10 protein-coding genes are annotated in these 14,255 nt (G+C 42.0%); 1 reads left to right on the top strand and 9 read right to left on the bottom strand.

Annotated elements, in window-relative coordinates:
• Positions 1-80: 80 nt before the first annotated feature.
• A complete protein-coding gene (locus MKX72_RS21455; RefSeq protein ID WP_155007664.1) occupies positions 81-2,759 on the bottom strand; it encodes a cation-translocating P-type ATPase in 2,679 nt (892 codons plus the stop codon).
• Positions 2,760-2,900: 141 nt separating this feature from the next.
• On the opposite strand from MKX72_RS21455, the gene MKX72_RS21460 reads away from it, so the two are divergent.
• The gene (locus tag MKX72_RS21460) at positions 2,901-4,613 is read left to right on the top strand and encodes an Rqc2 family fibronectin-binding protein (protein ID WP_028411460.1); all 1,713 of its coding nucleotides are present in this window, start codon (positions 2,901-2,903) and stop codon (positions 4,611-4,613) included.
• 34 nt (positions 4,614-4,647) lie between these two features.
• Here the strand turns inward: MKX72_RS21460 and pyrE are convergent, their stop codons facing one another.
• Genes pyrE through MKX72_RS21500 form a run of 8 tightly spaced genes read right to left on the bottom strand, consistent with a single transcriptional unit; the run spans position 4,648 to position 14,157 of the window.
• On the bottom strand, positions 4,648-5,286 hold the full coding sequence (gene pyrE, locus MKX72_RS21465) for an orotate phosphoribosyltransferase (protein ID WP_029715075.1): 639 nt from the start codon (positions 5,284-5,286) through the stop codon (positions 4,648-4,650).
• Positions 5,283-6,005: an orotidine-5'-phosphate decarboxylase gene (pyrF, locus tag MKX72_RS21470; protein WP_028411462.1), complete on the bottom strand. Its 723-nt coding sequence runs from the start codon at positions 6,003-6,005 to the stop codon at positions 5,283-5,285. The genes pyrE and pyrF overlap by 4 nt, the downstream gene beginning before the upstream one ends.
• The gene (locus MKX72_RS21475; RefSeq protein ID WP_013058933.1) at positions 5,977-6,918 is read right to left on the bottom strand and encodes a dihydroorotate dehydrogenase; all 942 of its coding nucleotides are present in this window, start codon (positions 6,916-6,918) and stop codon (positions 5,977-5,979) included. The genes pyrF and MKX72_RS21475 overlap by 29 nt, the downstream gene beginning before the upstream one ends.
• Positions 6,915-7,688 (bottom strand): dihydroorotate dehydrogenase electron transfer subunit, encoded by a 774-nt coding sequence (locus MKX72_RS21480; protein ID WP_034265289.1) that lies wholly within the window; start codon positions 7,686-7,688, stop codon positions 6,915-6,917. Before MKX72_RS21480 ends, MKX72_RS21475 begins: the two co-directional genes overlap by 4 nt.
• Positions 7,685-10,897, bottom strand: a complete 3,213-nt coding sequence (gene carB / locus MKX72_RS21485; RefSeq protein WP_014458390.1) for a carbamoyl-phosphate synthase large subunit — start codon at positions 10,895-10,897, stop codon at positions 7,685-7,687. Before carB ends, MKX72_RS21480 begins: the two co-directional genes overlap by 4 nt.
• Positions 10,897-11,982, bottom strand: a complete 1,086-nt coding sequence (locus MKX72_RS21490; RefSeq protein ID WP_028411464.1) for a carbamoyl phosphate synthase small subunit — start codon at positions 11,980-11,982, stop codon at positions 10,897-10,899. Before MKX72_RS21490 ends, carB begins: the two co-directional genes overlap by 1 nt.
• The gene (locus MKX72_RS21495) at positions 11,967-13,256 is read right to left on the bottom strand and encodes a dihydroorotase (RefSeq protein ID WP_028411465.1); all 1,290 of its coding nucleotides are present in this window, start codon (positions 13,254-13,256) and stop codon (positions 11,967-11,969) included. The genes MKX72_RS21490 and MKX72_RS21495 overlap by 16 nt, the downstream gene beginning before the upstream one ends.
• Positions 13,219-14,157 carry an aspartate carbamoyltransferase catalytic subunit gene (locus MKX72_RS21500; RefSeq protein WP_028411466.1) on the bottom strand — a complete coding sequence of 313 codons (939 nt, stop codon included), beginning with the start codon at positions 14,155-14,157 and terminating at the stop codon, positions 13,219-13,221. Before MKX72_RS21500 ends, MKX72_RS21495 begins: the two co-directional genes overlap by 38 nt.
• Positions 14,158-14,255 lie beyond the last annotated feature (98 nt).

A 14,255-nucleotide genomic window follows, 5' to 3' on the forward strand; every position in this document is an offset into this window, starting at 1 on the left:
TCTCTTCTTTATTCAACCTGTAAAGGCTGCCTTCATGAGTTTTCTCATTTGGGACAGCCTGTATTAAAGTATAGCACAATTTATGAAGGTTTTCTTGTTAAAAGTGAACCAGCAAGTAAAAAAGTTGGAAGGCTTGCAAGTCCTAAAATAACGAGCCATTCCCGCGGTGCAATGGCCATTGTATGGAAAATAGGCTGCAGCGGCGGATAGTAGATGGCCACCAGCATAAGGATAATAGATGAAATAACAGCCCCTACAAGATATAAGTTCTGAAATGGATTCCGATCAAAAATTGATTTTTCACTTCGGCAGTCAAATACGTGAATAAGCTGTGCCATGACAAGTGTGGCAAATGCAATCGTCTGAGCATACTGCAACCGATCTGGGTCATTGTCGTAAACAATCATAAACGCAGCAAGTGTAGCAGCTCCAATTAAAAATCCACGGCTGACTACTTTCCATCCTAATCCTCTTGCAAAAATACCTTCGCGCGGATGCCTTGGATGGCGCTTCATCACGTTGTCCTCTGGCTGGTCTAAGCCAAGAGCCATCGCAGGCAAACCGTCTGTTACTAAGTTTACCCATAGTATCTGAATGGGCACTAGCGGAAGCGGAAGTGCTAAAATCATCGCAAAGAGCATAACTAAAATTTCTCCTACATTTGATGCAAGCAAGTAACGGATAAACTTCCGAATATTTTCATAGATATTTCGCCCTTCTTTGATCGCTGATTTAATAGTGGCAAAATTATCATCAAGCAAAACGAGTGAAGACGCTTCTTTTGCTACGTCTGTCCCGGTGATGCCCATCGCAATTCCTATGTCTGCTGCTTTAATAGCCGGTGCGTCATTTACGCCGTCGCCCGTCATCGCTACAATGTGATCTTTTGCTTGAAGAGCTTTAACAATTTTAAGCTTATGCTCAGGTGATACCCTTGCATATACATAAACATCATCTACTACTTCTTCTAGCTCTTCCTGCGTCATTTTGGATAAATCCGTTCCTTCCAAGACTTGACCGTTTTTCGGTAAAATTCCGAGCTGTTTTGCAATCGCCTGTGCTGTAATAACGTGGTCACCTGTAATCATAACGGTTTTGATGCCTGCGTCTAGGCATTCTTTGACCGCTTGCTTGACCTCTGGTCTTGGCGGATCAATCATTCCTTGAAGCCCGAGGAAAGTCAGGTCTTTTTCTGCTTCCTTCTCTGTATGAACGCTCTCATGTTCTCCTAACGGTCGATATGCAATAGCAATGGTTCGAAGCGCTTGGCTAGCTAACTGATCAATCGCTCCTTTTACTTCATTATGAACCGTTACCGACAGCGTTTGTTGTCTGCTTTCCCACAAAATATTTTTGCTGTTTATAAGCAGCACATCCGGAGCACCTTTTGTTATCACATAGCGTTTATGAGATGCGTCTTCAATGACTACACTCATCATTTTACGCGTTGAATCAAATGGAAACTCTTCAATAATCGTAAACTGCTTTTGAATATTTTCTTTTGTCAGCCCCGCTTTCATCGCGGCAACAAGCAAAGCCGCTTCAGTAGGATCCCCGTCGATAACATATTCTTTATCTTTTCTCGAGATGGACGTTTGATTGCAAAGCAGACCAAACACCAAAAGCTGCTGAAGCGGTTTTTCACTCCGTGTATCAACTTCCCTTTCCTCTCGTGAAAATACGCCCGTAGGTTCATATCCTGTCCCTGATACTCTCCACGTCATTCCTCCCGACCAGAGGTGGGTAACCGTCATTTTATTTTGCGTTAATGTGCCCGTTTTGTCTGAGCAAATGACTGACGCGCATCCTAGTGTCTCAACAGCAGGAAGTTTGCGAACAATGGATCTTTGCTTAATCATGCGCTGTACACCAAGAGATAGCGCCACGGTTACGATGGCAGGAAGACCTTCGGGTATGGCAGCAACAGCTAAGGAAACTCCCGCTAAGAACATACTGTATAAATCATGCCCTTGCAGCACACCAATCCCAACAACTAATACAGTAAGTGCAAGAGCTACAACAATTAAAATTTTGCCCAATTGCTCTAACTTCCGTTGAAGAGGAGTAATCATGGCTTCAGCATTTTGAAGTAAATCAGCAATTTGCCCCATTGCTGTTTTCATTCCAATCCCTACAACGATACCTGTTCCGCTTCCTCTGGTTACAAGGGTACCCATAAACGCCATATTGTCCTGATCTCCAAGCGGCACTTCATCTCCTGACAATGCTTTTATTTGCTTACCAACAGGCAAAGACTCTCCCGTAAGCGCTGATTCTTCAATTTCTAGACTTTTGGCTTCCATAATCCGAAGGTCAGCTCCAATACGGTCTCCGCTCGAAAACTTTACAACGTCTCCTACCACCAGCTCTTTAGATGGTAACTTAACCCATTTCCCTTCACGCATGGCTGCTACTTGAGGAGCCGAAAGCTCTTTTAATGCATGAAGAGATTTCTCTGCTTTTCTTTCTTGGAAGAACCCGAGAAATCCATTAATTACCACAATAGCAATGATAGCAATTGCATCGATGTATTCTCCTAAAAGCCCTGAAATAAGCGTGGCAGCTAGTAAAACCAGTACCATAAAATCTTTAAACTGCTCTAGAAACACAAGAATGGCTGGTTTTTTCTCTCCTTCAGTCAATTCATTAAACCCTTGTTGCTGCTGACGTGCTTTTACTTCTTTGTGTGTAAGACCATGCTGCCTGTCTGTTTTTGTTACTTCTACTATTGCTTTTTCACCTAATTCATACCATTTCATTGCATCTTTTCACACCCTTTTATTTGTAAATGCACCTATTAGATTGTTACAATCTTATATCGTATGCTTATTCAGACTCGTCCTAAAAAATGCTATACTTTTCTATAGGACAATTTTCAATTACTTAAGGATGTGAGCACTGTGTCATTTGATGGTATTTTTACATATGGCATTTTACAAGAATTATCTGAGACCTTGGTTTCAGGACGAATTTCAAAAATATATCAGCCGTTTCCAAACGAGTTGATTTTACAAGTACGCGCTAAAGGTGAAAACCGCAAACTTTTAATCTCAGCTCACCCTAACTATTCACGCGTTCATTTTACAAATGAGCCCTATGAAAATCCATCTGAGCCTCCTATGTTTTGTATGCTTCTTCGCAAGCATTTAGAAGGAAGCATTATTGAACAAGTGTATCAGCTTGGATTAGACCGCATTTTAGTCATTGAAACAAAAGGACGAAATGAAATTGGCGACGTGACGTACAAGCAGCTTATTATTGAAATCATGGGAAGACATAGTAATGTTGTACTTGTGGATAAAGAAAAACAAACGATTATCGACAGTATTAAGCATGTTCCAATGGCCTTGAACAGGCATCGTACGCTTCTACCCGGAGCTCCTTACGTACTGCCTCCTAGCCAAGATAAGCTTCATCCATTTGAAGCGGACGAGGAAACCGTGGTTAAAAAAATTGATTTTAATAGCGGAAAGCTAGCTAACCAGCTAGTGCAGACCTTCTCAGGGCTTTCTCCTTTAATTGCAAATGAAGTAGTGTTTCGCTCTGGCTTAGCGAATCGTTCTACCCTTCCAAAATCATTCGTCGAAACCATGACGCTGATCAAAGAAGGTCAGTTTACACCGACTCTGACAACCGTTAATCAAAAAGACTATTTTTATTTACTCGAATTAACGCATTTAGAGGGTACGAAAAAAACGTATGCAACTATCAGCGAGCTTCTTGACCGCTATTACTACGGGAAAGCAGAGCGAGATCGTGTAAAGCAGCAAGCGCATGATTTAGTACAGTTTATTTCCACCGAGAAAAAGAAAAATGAGAAAAAAATAAAAAAACTTGAGCAAACGCTGCAAAATGCAGAAAAAGCATCTGATTATCAGCTAGCCGGTGAACTCCTTACGGCAAATTTACACCTTGTCAAAAAAGGAGATGCGAAAGTGGATGTTATTAATTATTACGATGAAAATAGCGGTACACTTACGATTTCATTAGATCCGCAAAAATCACCGTCTCAAAATGCTCAAAGCTATTTTACAAAGTATCAAAAAGCGAAAAATTCCGTTTCGATTGTAATCGAACAGATTGAAAAAGCAAACGAAGAAGTACAGTATTTTGAATCACTTATTCAGCAAATGGATACTGCTACTCACAAAGACATTGCCGAGATTCGCGAAGAGCTTGTGGAAGAAGGATATTTGCGCAACCGTCAGCAAAAGCAAGCAAAAAAACAAAAAAACACCACGCCTACACTTGAACAATACGTTTCAAGCGACGGCACGACGATTTTAGTTGGAAAAAACAATAAGCAAAATGAGTATTTAACAAATCGCCTTGCTGCTCGTGATGACGTTTGGTTTCATACGAAAGATATACCGGGTTCTCACGTTGTTATCCGCAGCCAAGAGCCTTCAGAAGAAACAATTTTAGAAGCGGCTCACCTTGCTGCTTACTTTAGTAAAGCCAAGAATTCAAGTTCGGTACCAGTGGACTATACAAAAATTCGCCATGTAAAAAAACCAAGCGGTGCTAAACCTGGTTTTGTGACGTATGATAATCAGCAAACGGTGTACGTAACGCCTAGCGAAGAACTTGTACTGAAGCTGCGTCAGTCATAACAAAAACCCCCTTTCTATATAGGGGGTTTTTAGTTTAGTTCATCCATGAAGGATCTGAAGGATTTTCACGCCATTTAAATAGCTTTTCCATCGCTTCTTCTTCAATGTATCCCGCTTCGTTTGCCGCCTCTACTAGCGTAGAGTAGTCTGTTAAAGAATAAACTTGAAGTTCTTTTTCTTTAAACAGCTGACGCGCTTTTTCCAGCTCATATGTAAAGATAGAAACAACTCCCAGTACTTCACAACCCTGCGCTTTTAATGCATCGACTGCGGTAAATACACTTCCGCCAGTTGAAATCAAATCTTCAATCACAACTACTTTTTGACCTTTTGTTACTTTTCCTTCAATTTGATTTCCTTGGCCATGTTCTTTTGCTTTGCTTCGCACATAGCACATTGGAAGCTCTAGCGCTTCACTTACCCATGCTGCATGAGGAATACCAGCTGTAGCTGTACCAGCAATCACTTCTGCATTGGCAAAATACGTTTTAATTAAATGCTGCAGACCTTTTGCAATTTCTTTTCGCACTTTTGGGTAGCTAAGCGTTAGACGGTTGTCACAATAAATAGGCGACTTAATTCCAGAGGCCCACGTAAACGGATCGTTCGGTTGAAGGCTTACTGCCTCAATATCAATTAATTGTTTTGCAATTTCTTTTCGTAGTTTTGTCATCGCGTAATACGCTCCCCTTTCCACTGCTGTAACATCTCATAATATGCTTTAAGCGGGTCTTTTGCTTTAGTAATAGAACGGCCAACCACAATGGCACTTGAGCCATATTCTCTCGCTAGCTGAGGCGTTGCTACGCGGACTTGGTCATCTACTGAATCTGCGCCCATACGAATACCCGGCGTTACGGTCAAAAAGTCCTCTCCTGCTGCTTTTCGAATCGAAGGCACTTCATGAGTAGAACATACAACGCCGTCTAGTCCGCTTTTTTTAGCAAGCGCTGCATAATGCGTAACCACTTCTTGCATCGAGTGCGTAATCAGCTGCTGCTCTTTTAGCATTTCATCCGATGTACTTGTTAGCTGAGTAACCGCAATACAATCCGGACGTTTTTTGCCAGCAGCGGTTCCTAAGTCAAGTCCTTCAACGGCTGCTTGCATCATATTCGTTCCGCCGGCTGCGTGAACGTTAACCAAATCCACTTCAAGAGAAGCCAAAGACTTCATTCCTTGCTTTACCGTATTGGGAATATCATGAAGCTTTAAGTCTAAGAAAATCTGGTGGTTTTGCTCTTTTAATGCAGAAATAATGGATAGCCCTTCTTTATAAAACAGTTCCATGCCTACTTTCACAAATAATGATTCTTGTTGAAAAGGCATTAAAAACTGCTGTACATCGTTAATTGATGAAAAATCAAGAGCAATGATTAACGGTTGCTTCACGCTTTTTCCAGCTCCTTCCAATACATTCTGAAACATGCTCGTATCCTAATGATGTTAATAGCCTTGGCAGTTCGTCAATGATGGTTGGGCATACATACGGATCGACAAAGTTTGCTGTACCAACCGCTACGGCACTTGCACCTGCATATAAAAATTCAAGTGCATCTTCAGCAGTCGTCACTCCGCCCATACCGATAATTGGAATGTTTACTTTTTGGCTCACTTCATACACCATTCGAATCGCTACCGGTTTAATTGAAGGTCCTGACAGTCCGCCTGTGCCGTTCGCTAAAACCGGCTGAGCTGTTTTCAAATCCAGACGCATCCCGAGAAGCGTATTGATCATCGTTAAGCCATCCGCGCCAGCTTCTTCAACAGCCATTGCCATGTCTACAATATTGGATACGTTTGGTGATAGTTTAACATAAACTGGAACATTTGAAACATCTTTTACCGCTTTTGTTAAACGAGCAGCGATGACAGGATCTACGCCAAACGCAATTCCGCCTTCCTTTACGTTAGGACATGAAATATTCAATTCAAGTGCTTTCACATTTGATACGGTTGAAATTTCTTTTGCTACGTGCACATATTCTTCAATTGAAGCACCGGCTACGTTCGCGATAATCGGCACATCATATTGCTGAAGCCAAACGAGCTCTTCATTCATTACTTTTTCTAGCCCAGGATTTTGTAATCCAATCGCATTTAACATTCCTGCAGATGTCTCCGCTACGCGAGGAGTTGGATTGCCAAAACGAGTTTCAGCAGTAGTCGCTTTAATCATAATGGCTCCAAGTGCATCAAGTGAATAAAATTGAGCATACTCACGCCCAAATCCAAAGCAGCCGGATGCTGGCATAATTGGATTTTTCAAATCTAACCCTGGCAATGTCGTTTTTAGCATACTCATAGAAGCACCTCCCCTGCTTGAAAGACGGGACCGTCGCTGCAGATTTTTTTATACGCCGTAGAATCTTCACTTTCCCTGCATACACATGCAAAGCAAGCCCCGATTCCACAGCCCATTCTTTCTTCTAAAGAAATGTAAAGCGGCTTGTTTGTATAATTATTTTCTAGTGCTTTTAACATCGGAGTTGGACCGCATGAAAACATAACGTCATATGAAAACTGATGCTCGTCAATCACCGTTGTGACAAAACCTTTTGTTCCGTAAGAGCCGTCTACCGTTGCAATATATGTTTCTCCTAAAGCTAAAAACTCTCGTTCATAAAATACGTCTGCTTTTGATTGAAAACCCAGGACGTGGATAACCTGCACGCCTTTTTCACGAAGTCTTTTTGAAAGCTCATAGAGCGGAGGCACTCCAATGCCTCCCCCTACTAATAAAGCCGTTTGACCTGACTCTATTGCATCTAATGGAAAACCGTGGCCAAGGGGACCTAACACGTCAATCGACTGTCCGGCTTGTTTTTCAGCCAGCAGCGATGTTCCCGCCCCTTCTGCACGGTAAATCATCGTAAATTGTTCGTGCGTTTGATCAATTTCTGCAATACTGATTGGTCTGCGAAGCAGTGGCAAATAGTCGTTGTTGACGCGGATATGCACAAACTGTCCCGGCTCATTCATGAAACGAACAAGCTCGCCTTGAAGGGTTAATTCATATACATTGTGTGTTAACGGTCGCTGACTGACGACTTGCATCATTTCATGTTTGATCATACGGTTGTCACCTCTTTGGTTGGACGAACTTTTTTCATTGGCGTTGTATGGAAGCTGATCGTTTCAAGCACTCGTAAAATCGCTTCTGCTGTATCAAGTGATGTTAAGCAAGGTACGCCATTTTCAACTGCTTCACGGCGAATTTTAAATCCGTCACGCGCAGGCTGTTTTCCTTTTGTTAGCGTGTTGATGACCAGCTGCGCTTCACCTTTTCGTATCACATCTAAAAGATTGTGATCTTCATGATGAATTTTATTTACTATTTTTACGCGAATGTCTTCTTTTGTAAACGTTGAAGCTGTTCCTTCCGTTGCAATCACCTGGTAGCCAATATTAGCAAAGCGCTTTGCTAACGCTGTTGCCTCTTCCTTATCTTTATCCGCTACTGTCATAAGTACTGAACCGTACGGCTTAATGGACATACCTGACGCAATTAGTCCTTTATATAATGCTTTTTCGTACGTTGAATCTTGCCCCATTACTTCTCCAGTAGATTTCATTTCAGGTCCAAGCGTAATATCTACGCGGCGCAGCTTTGCAAATGAGAAGACCGGCACTTTTACGTAGACGCCTTCTTCTTCAGGGTGCATGCCTGATTCATAGCCAAGATCTTTTAAACTTGTTCCTAAAATTACTTTTGTTGCCACATTCGCCATCGGAATACGCGTGATTTTACTTAAGAACGGCACCGTACGGCTTGAACGAGGATTTACTTCAAGAACAAACACTTCTCCTTTTGATAAGACGAACTGAATGTTAAGCAGTCCAATAATGTTTAAGCCTTTTGCAATTCGTGTTGTGTAATCAATGATCGTATCTTTTACGTCCTGTGACAGAGTTTGCGGTGGGTATACAGCGATGGAGTCGCCTGAGTGGACACCCGCGCGCTCTACATGCTCCATGATTCCTGGAATAACCACTGTTTCACCGTCTGAAATGGCATCGACTTCAATTTCTTTTCCTGTTAAGTAGCGGTCGATTAATACAGGATGATCAGCGTGTACTTTTACCGCGTGTTTCATATAATGAAGCAGCTCTTCTTCTTTATACACAATTTCCATCGCGCGTCCGCCCAGTACGTATGAAGGACGTACAAGCACCGGATAACCAATTTCTTTTGCGACAACCACTGCTTCTTCAACTGAAGTAACCGTCTTTCCAAGCGGCTGAGGTACTTCTAAACGCGCTAGCGTCGCTTCGAATTTTTTACGGTCTTCCGCTGCATCTAAGCTTTCAAGCGACGTACCTAAGATCTTGACCCCTCTTGCTTCTAGCTCATCCGCTAAGTTGATTGCTGTTTGACCACCGAACTGTACAACCACACCTTCTGGTTTTTCTAAATCGATGATATGCATCACATCTTCAATCGTCAGCGGCTCGAAGTATAATTTATCTGAAATACTGAAGTCAGTTGACACTGTTTCTGGATTGTTATTGACAATAATCGCTTCGTATCCAGCTTCTTTAATCGCCCACACCGAGTGAACCGTTGCATAGTCAAACTCAATTCCTTGCCCGATGCGGATCGGACCTGATCCTAACACCACAACGCTTTTACGATCTGTAACAATCGATTCATTTTCATCTTCAAACGTGCCGTAGAAATATGGTGTTGTCGATTCAAATTCTGCTGCACATGTATCTACCGTTTTGTATACTGGCATCACGCCGTTTTGTTTGCGGAAGTCGTATACTTCACGCTCTGTTTGATTCCATAGCTTAGCAATCGTGCAGTCTGCAAATCCCATTTCTTTTGCTTCCTGTAAAACTTCTACATTATGAATCTCTTCTTTTAACACATTTTCAAAAGCAATCACTTTTTCAAGTTTTACTAAGAAGAAAAGATCGATTTTGCTCCACTCGTGAATTTGCTGAATTGTTACGCCGCGGCGAATGGCTTCTGCGACGTAGAATAATCGCTCATCGCCAGCTTTGCGAATACGTTTTTCAATAATGGCATCATCAAATTCATGCGCATCTTTTAGCTCTAAGTGATGAACGTTTGACTCAAGTGAGCGTACGGCTTTTAAAATTGACTCTTCGAACGTGCGGCCAATTGCCATTACTTCCCCTGTTGCCTTCATCTGTGTACCTAGTTTACGGTTAGCTGATTCAAATTTATCAAACGGCCAGCGTGGAATTTTAGATACGATGTAATCTAGTGCAGGTTCGAAACATGCGTATGTCTTCCCAGTTACCGGGTTCATCATTTCATCTAATGTTAACCCTACCGCAATTTTTGCAGCTAATTTTGCAATTGGATACCCTGTTGCTTTTGATGCTAAGGCCGACGAACGGCTTACACGAGGGTTTACTTCAATTACGTAATACTGGAAGCTTTCTGGGTCTAGTGCTAGCTGAACGTTACATCCGCCTTCGATTTTAAGCGCTCGGATAATTGTTAGTGACGCATTTCTAAGCAGCTGATACTCACGGTCGCTTAGCGTTTGGCTTGGTGCTACAACAATTGAATCTCCCGTATGAATACCGACCGGGTCAAAGTTTTCCATATTACATACTACAATCGCATTATCGTTTGCATCGCGCATTACTTCATATTCAATTTCTTTAAAGCCTGCAATGCTTTTCTCAAGTAAGCACTGTGTTACAGGACTGTGTTTTAACCCACTTGTTACAATTTCAATCAGCTCTTGCTCGTTGTTACAAATTCCGCCTCCCGTACCGCCAAGCGTATAAGCAGGACGCACGATTACCGGATAGTTTACTTGTTCAACAAACGCATACGCTTCGTCTAGTGAATGAATGATTTCACTTGCTGGGACAGGCTGATTTAGTTCATTCATTAATGAACGGAACTGCTCACGGTCTTCAGCTTGTTCAATCGCTGATAATTTTGTCCCGAGAATTTCTACGTTAAATTCTTCTAAAATGCCCGTTTCGTGTAATTCTACCGCTAAGTTCAGTCCCGTTTGACCGCCAAGCGTTGGAAGCAGTGCATCCGGGCGTTCTTTACGAATAATTGAGCTTACAAATTCAACCGTTAGAGGTTCAATATATACTTTGTCTGCCATTTCTGAATCTGTCATGATTGTTGCAGGATTGGAGTTCACAAGAATAACTTTGTATCCTTCTTCTTTTAACGCAATACATGCTTGCGCTCCTGCATAGTCAAACTCTGCCGCCTGTCCAATGACGATTGGTCCTGATCCGATTACGAGAATTGTGTTAATATCTTGACGTTTTGGCATTAGCAATTACCTACTTTCTGATTGTTTTTCATAAGATCCATAAATTCGTTGAACAATCCGTTTGCATCTTCAGGTCCCGGTGATGCTTCAGGGTGATACTGAACCGTAAATGCCGGATATTCTTTATGCTTTACTCCTTCAACTGTTCCATCGTTAAGCGCAACGTGCGTCACTTCTAATGGCGTGTTGACAAGAGATGGCTCACACACTGTATAGCCGTGGTTTTGAGATGTAAGAGCTACTTTATTGGTTTTTAGATCCTTTACAGGATGGTTGGATCCACGATGACCAAATTTCATTTTTTCTGTATCTGCTCCGCATGCTAGGGCAAACAGCTGATGTCCTAAACAAATTCCGAAAAGCGGAACCTTCCCTAAAACCCCTTGAATCATCTCGATTGCTTCCGGTACGTCTTTTGGGTCTCCAGGTCCGTTGCTTAACATGATGCCATCTGGATTTAATTGAAGAATTTCTTGCGCAGTTACGTTATAAGGAACCACAATCACGTCGCATTGACGAGCTGTTAATTCACGTAAAATTCCGTGTTTCATTCCAAAGTCAACGAGTACCACTTTTTTACCTCTGCCTGGGCTTGGGTAAGGCTTCACCGTTGATACTTTTTTAACTGAATCAGTCGGAAGTTCATGATTTTGAAGCTGTGCTACCACTTCTTCTACATTGACTTCCATGCTGCACACGCGTCCGCGAAGCGCACCGTGCTGACGAATTTTTCGCGTTAATTTTCGCGTGTCGATTCCAGCTAATCCTGGAATATCTTTTTGTTTTAAAAATTCATCTACTGATAGTTCGCTTCTGAAGTTTGAAGGAGCATCACAAATTTCTTTTACAATCAAACCGTGTACAGCTGGTTCAATCGACTCAAAGTCATCGCGGTTAATACCGTAGTTTCCGATTAAAGGATATGTTAATGTCACAATTTGTGCACAGTATGATGGATCAGATAGAATTTCTTGATATCCTGTCATTCCCGTGTTGAAAACAACTTCTCCTGTCATTTCTTTGTCGCTGCCGAATCCTTTTCCGATAAATACTGTTCCATCTTCTAAAATTAGTTGACGTTGCATGCTTTAACATCCTCCCATACTCGTTTACCTTCTACTAATGTCATTACCGGCCAACCTTTGCATACCCAGTTAGCAAACGGCGTGTTTTTACCTTTGGATACAAATTCTTCTGGATTAATTGCTTTTTCTGTTTCAAGATCAATGATGGTTAAATCCGCTGTTTTTCCCACTTCAATCGTGCCATAAGGAAGATTGAATGTTTCAGCCGGCTTGTTTGTTAAATACGATACTAGCTGCTCTAGCGTCATTACTTCTTTTAATACCAAGTTTGTATAAAGAAGCGGGAAAGCTGTTTCAAGTCCCACAATTCCAAACGGCGCAAGCTCCATGCCTTCTGCTTTTTCGTCCGCTGTGTGCGGTGCGTGATCAGTGGCGATAAAATCAAGCGTTCCGTCTAATAAAGCTTCAATTAATGCCTGTTGATCATCTTTTCCTCGAAGCGGCGGATTCATTTTGAAATTCGAATCAAGTCCCGGGATATCTTCTTCATTTAGTAACAGATGATGAGGCGTTACTTCTGCAGTTACGCGAATGCCTGCTTTTTTCGCATCACGAATGGCGCGAATGGATTCTTTTGTACTTACGTGACACACATGGTAGTGACAGTTTGCTGCTTCAGCAAGCAGGACATCTCGTGCAATTTGAACGGCTTCGCAGATAGATGGGATACCGTTTAGTCCATGTTCTTTTGCAAATTTCCCGTCGTGTACGCAGCCTTTGTTAATTAAATCATTATCTTCACAGTGTGCAACGATTGCTTTGTTTAATGAAGCGGCTTTTTTCATCGCTTCTAGCATCATTCCTGTTGACTGAACCCCTACTCCATCATCTGTAAAAGCAAATGCTCCCGCTTCTTTTAAGCCTTCAAAGTCCGTTAATTCTTTTCCCAATTGACGAGTAGTAATCGATGCGTACGGTAATACGCGCACATGTGCTGTTTGTTCAATGCGCTTGTTTACCCACTCCATTTGCTCAACAGTATCAGGCACTGGACGCGTGTTCGGCATTGCAGCAATTGCTGTAAAACCGCCCTTTGCAGCTGCTAGAGTACCTGTTTCAATTGTTTCTTTCTTTTCTCCCCCTGGCTCACGCAAGTGAACGTGGACATCGATTAAACCCGGTGATAAGAAGTTCCCGCCTGCATCAATGACTTCTTCATTCTCTACGTCAATGTGTGAAGCTATTTCAGCAATTACACCATTTTCAATTTTCAGTTCGACTTTTTCAATTTTTCCTTCATTTAACCATGTAGCATTTTTGATAATTGTTGTCATTATTAAGTCCCCTTTCAATTGGTTGTAGCGCTCTTGCTAATACTGCCATGCGAATGTATACGCCATTTTGCATTTGTTTAAAAATTCTTGAGCGTTCACATTCAACGAGCTCATCTGCAATTTCGACTCCTCTGTTCACCGGAGCTGGATGAAGAATAATGCTATGTGATTTCATTTTCCGCTCTCGTTCAACGGTTAACCCGAAGCGGCTATGGTAGTTCTTTGCAAGCTCTGAAGTGTTCTCTTCATGCCTTTCAAATTGAATACGCAGTAGCATCACAACATCGACCGTTTCGATTGCTTCATCGATATCAAGATATGTACCGTGTCTGTTCTCTTCATCTTTCCATTCTTCAGGTCCCGCAAAATATACGGTCGCCCCTAGTTTTGTCAGCATTTCTGCATTCGATCTCGCTACGCGGCTATGTCGCAAATCTCCGACTATTGCGACTTTTAATCCTTTAAACGAGCCGAACTCTTGGCGAATTGTCAGTAGATCAAGCAGACACTGAGTTGGATGCTGACCGCATCCATCTCCTGCATTAATGATGGGAATCGATACTTTTTCCTGCAGTGCTTCATAATAACGATCTTGCGGGTGGCGAATAACAACTGACTGAACGCCGATTGAAGCTAATGTTTCAATCGTGTCATAAAGCGTTTCTCCTTTTTGGACGCTTGAAGTTGTTACTTCAAACGGAATTGTTGTTAATCCTAGCTGCTGTTCTGCCATTTCAAAGCTGCATCGAGTACGCGTGCTCGCTTCAAAAAATAAGTTGGCAACAAACATTTTCTCTTCCGGTTTCCATCCTTGTTTATTCGTTCGATAGTTTTCAGCGCTGTCTAAAATCTCTAGAATTTCATTTGTTTCTAGTGTTGAGACTGTCACTAAATGTTTCATATCGATTCCCTCCATTTTTGCTTTCCTCGCATTTCTTTATAAAAAACACCCTTTCTAACTTAGAAAGGGTGTAAGAAAACAAGCTTCGTCTATAACGC

Origin of the sequence: Priestia sp. FSL R5-0597 (assembly GCF_038006305.1) — a bacterium.
Taxonomy (GTDB): Bacteria; Bacillota; Bacilli; order Bacillales; family Bacillaceae_H; genus Priestia; species Priestia zanthoxyli.

Bases quoted from the DNA above. Each gene is read 5' to 3' on its own strand.
- MKX72_RS21480 (WP_034265289.1), bottom strand. From the start codon at position 7,688: ATGATCAAACATGAAATGATGCAAGTCGTCAGTCAGCGACCGTTAACA.
- MKX72_RS21495 (WP_028411465.1), bottom strand. From the start codon at position 13,256: ATGACAACAATTATCAAAAATGCTACATGGTTAAATGAAGGAAAAATT.
- MKX72_RS21455 (WP_155007664.1), bottom strand. From the start codon at position 2,759: ATGAAATGGTATGAATTAGGTGAAAAAGCAATAGTAGAAGTAACAAAA.
- pyrE (WP_029715075.1), bottom strand. From the start codon at position 5,286: ATGACAAAACTACGAAAAGAAATTGCAAAACAATTAATTGATATTGAG.
- MKX72_RS21500 (WP_028411466.1), bottom strand. From the start codon at position 14,157: ATGAAACATTTAGTGACAGTCTCAACACTAGAAACAAATGAAATTCTA.
- carB (WP_014458390.1), bottom strand. From the start codon at position 10,897: ATGCCAAAACGTCAAGATATTAACACAATTCTCGTAATCGGATCAGGA.
- MKX72_RS21490 (WP_028411464.1), bottom strand. From the start codon at position 11,982: ATGCAACGTCAACTAATTTTAGAAGATGGAACAGTATTTATCGGAAAA.
- MKX72_RS21475 (WP_013058933.1), bottom strand. From the start codon at position 6,918: ATGAGTATGCTAAAAACGACATTGCCAGGGTTAGATTTGAAAAATCCA.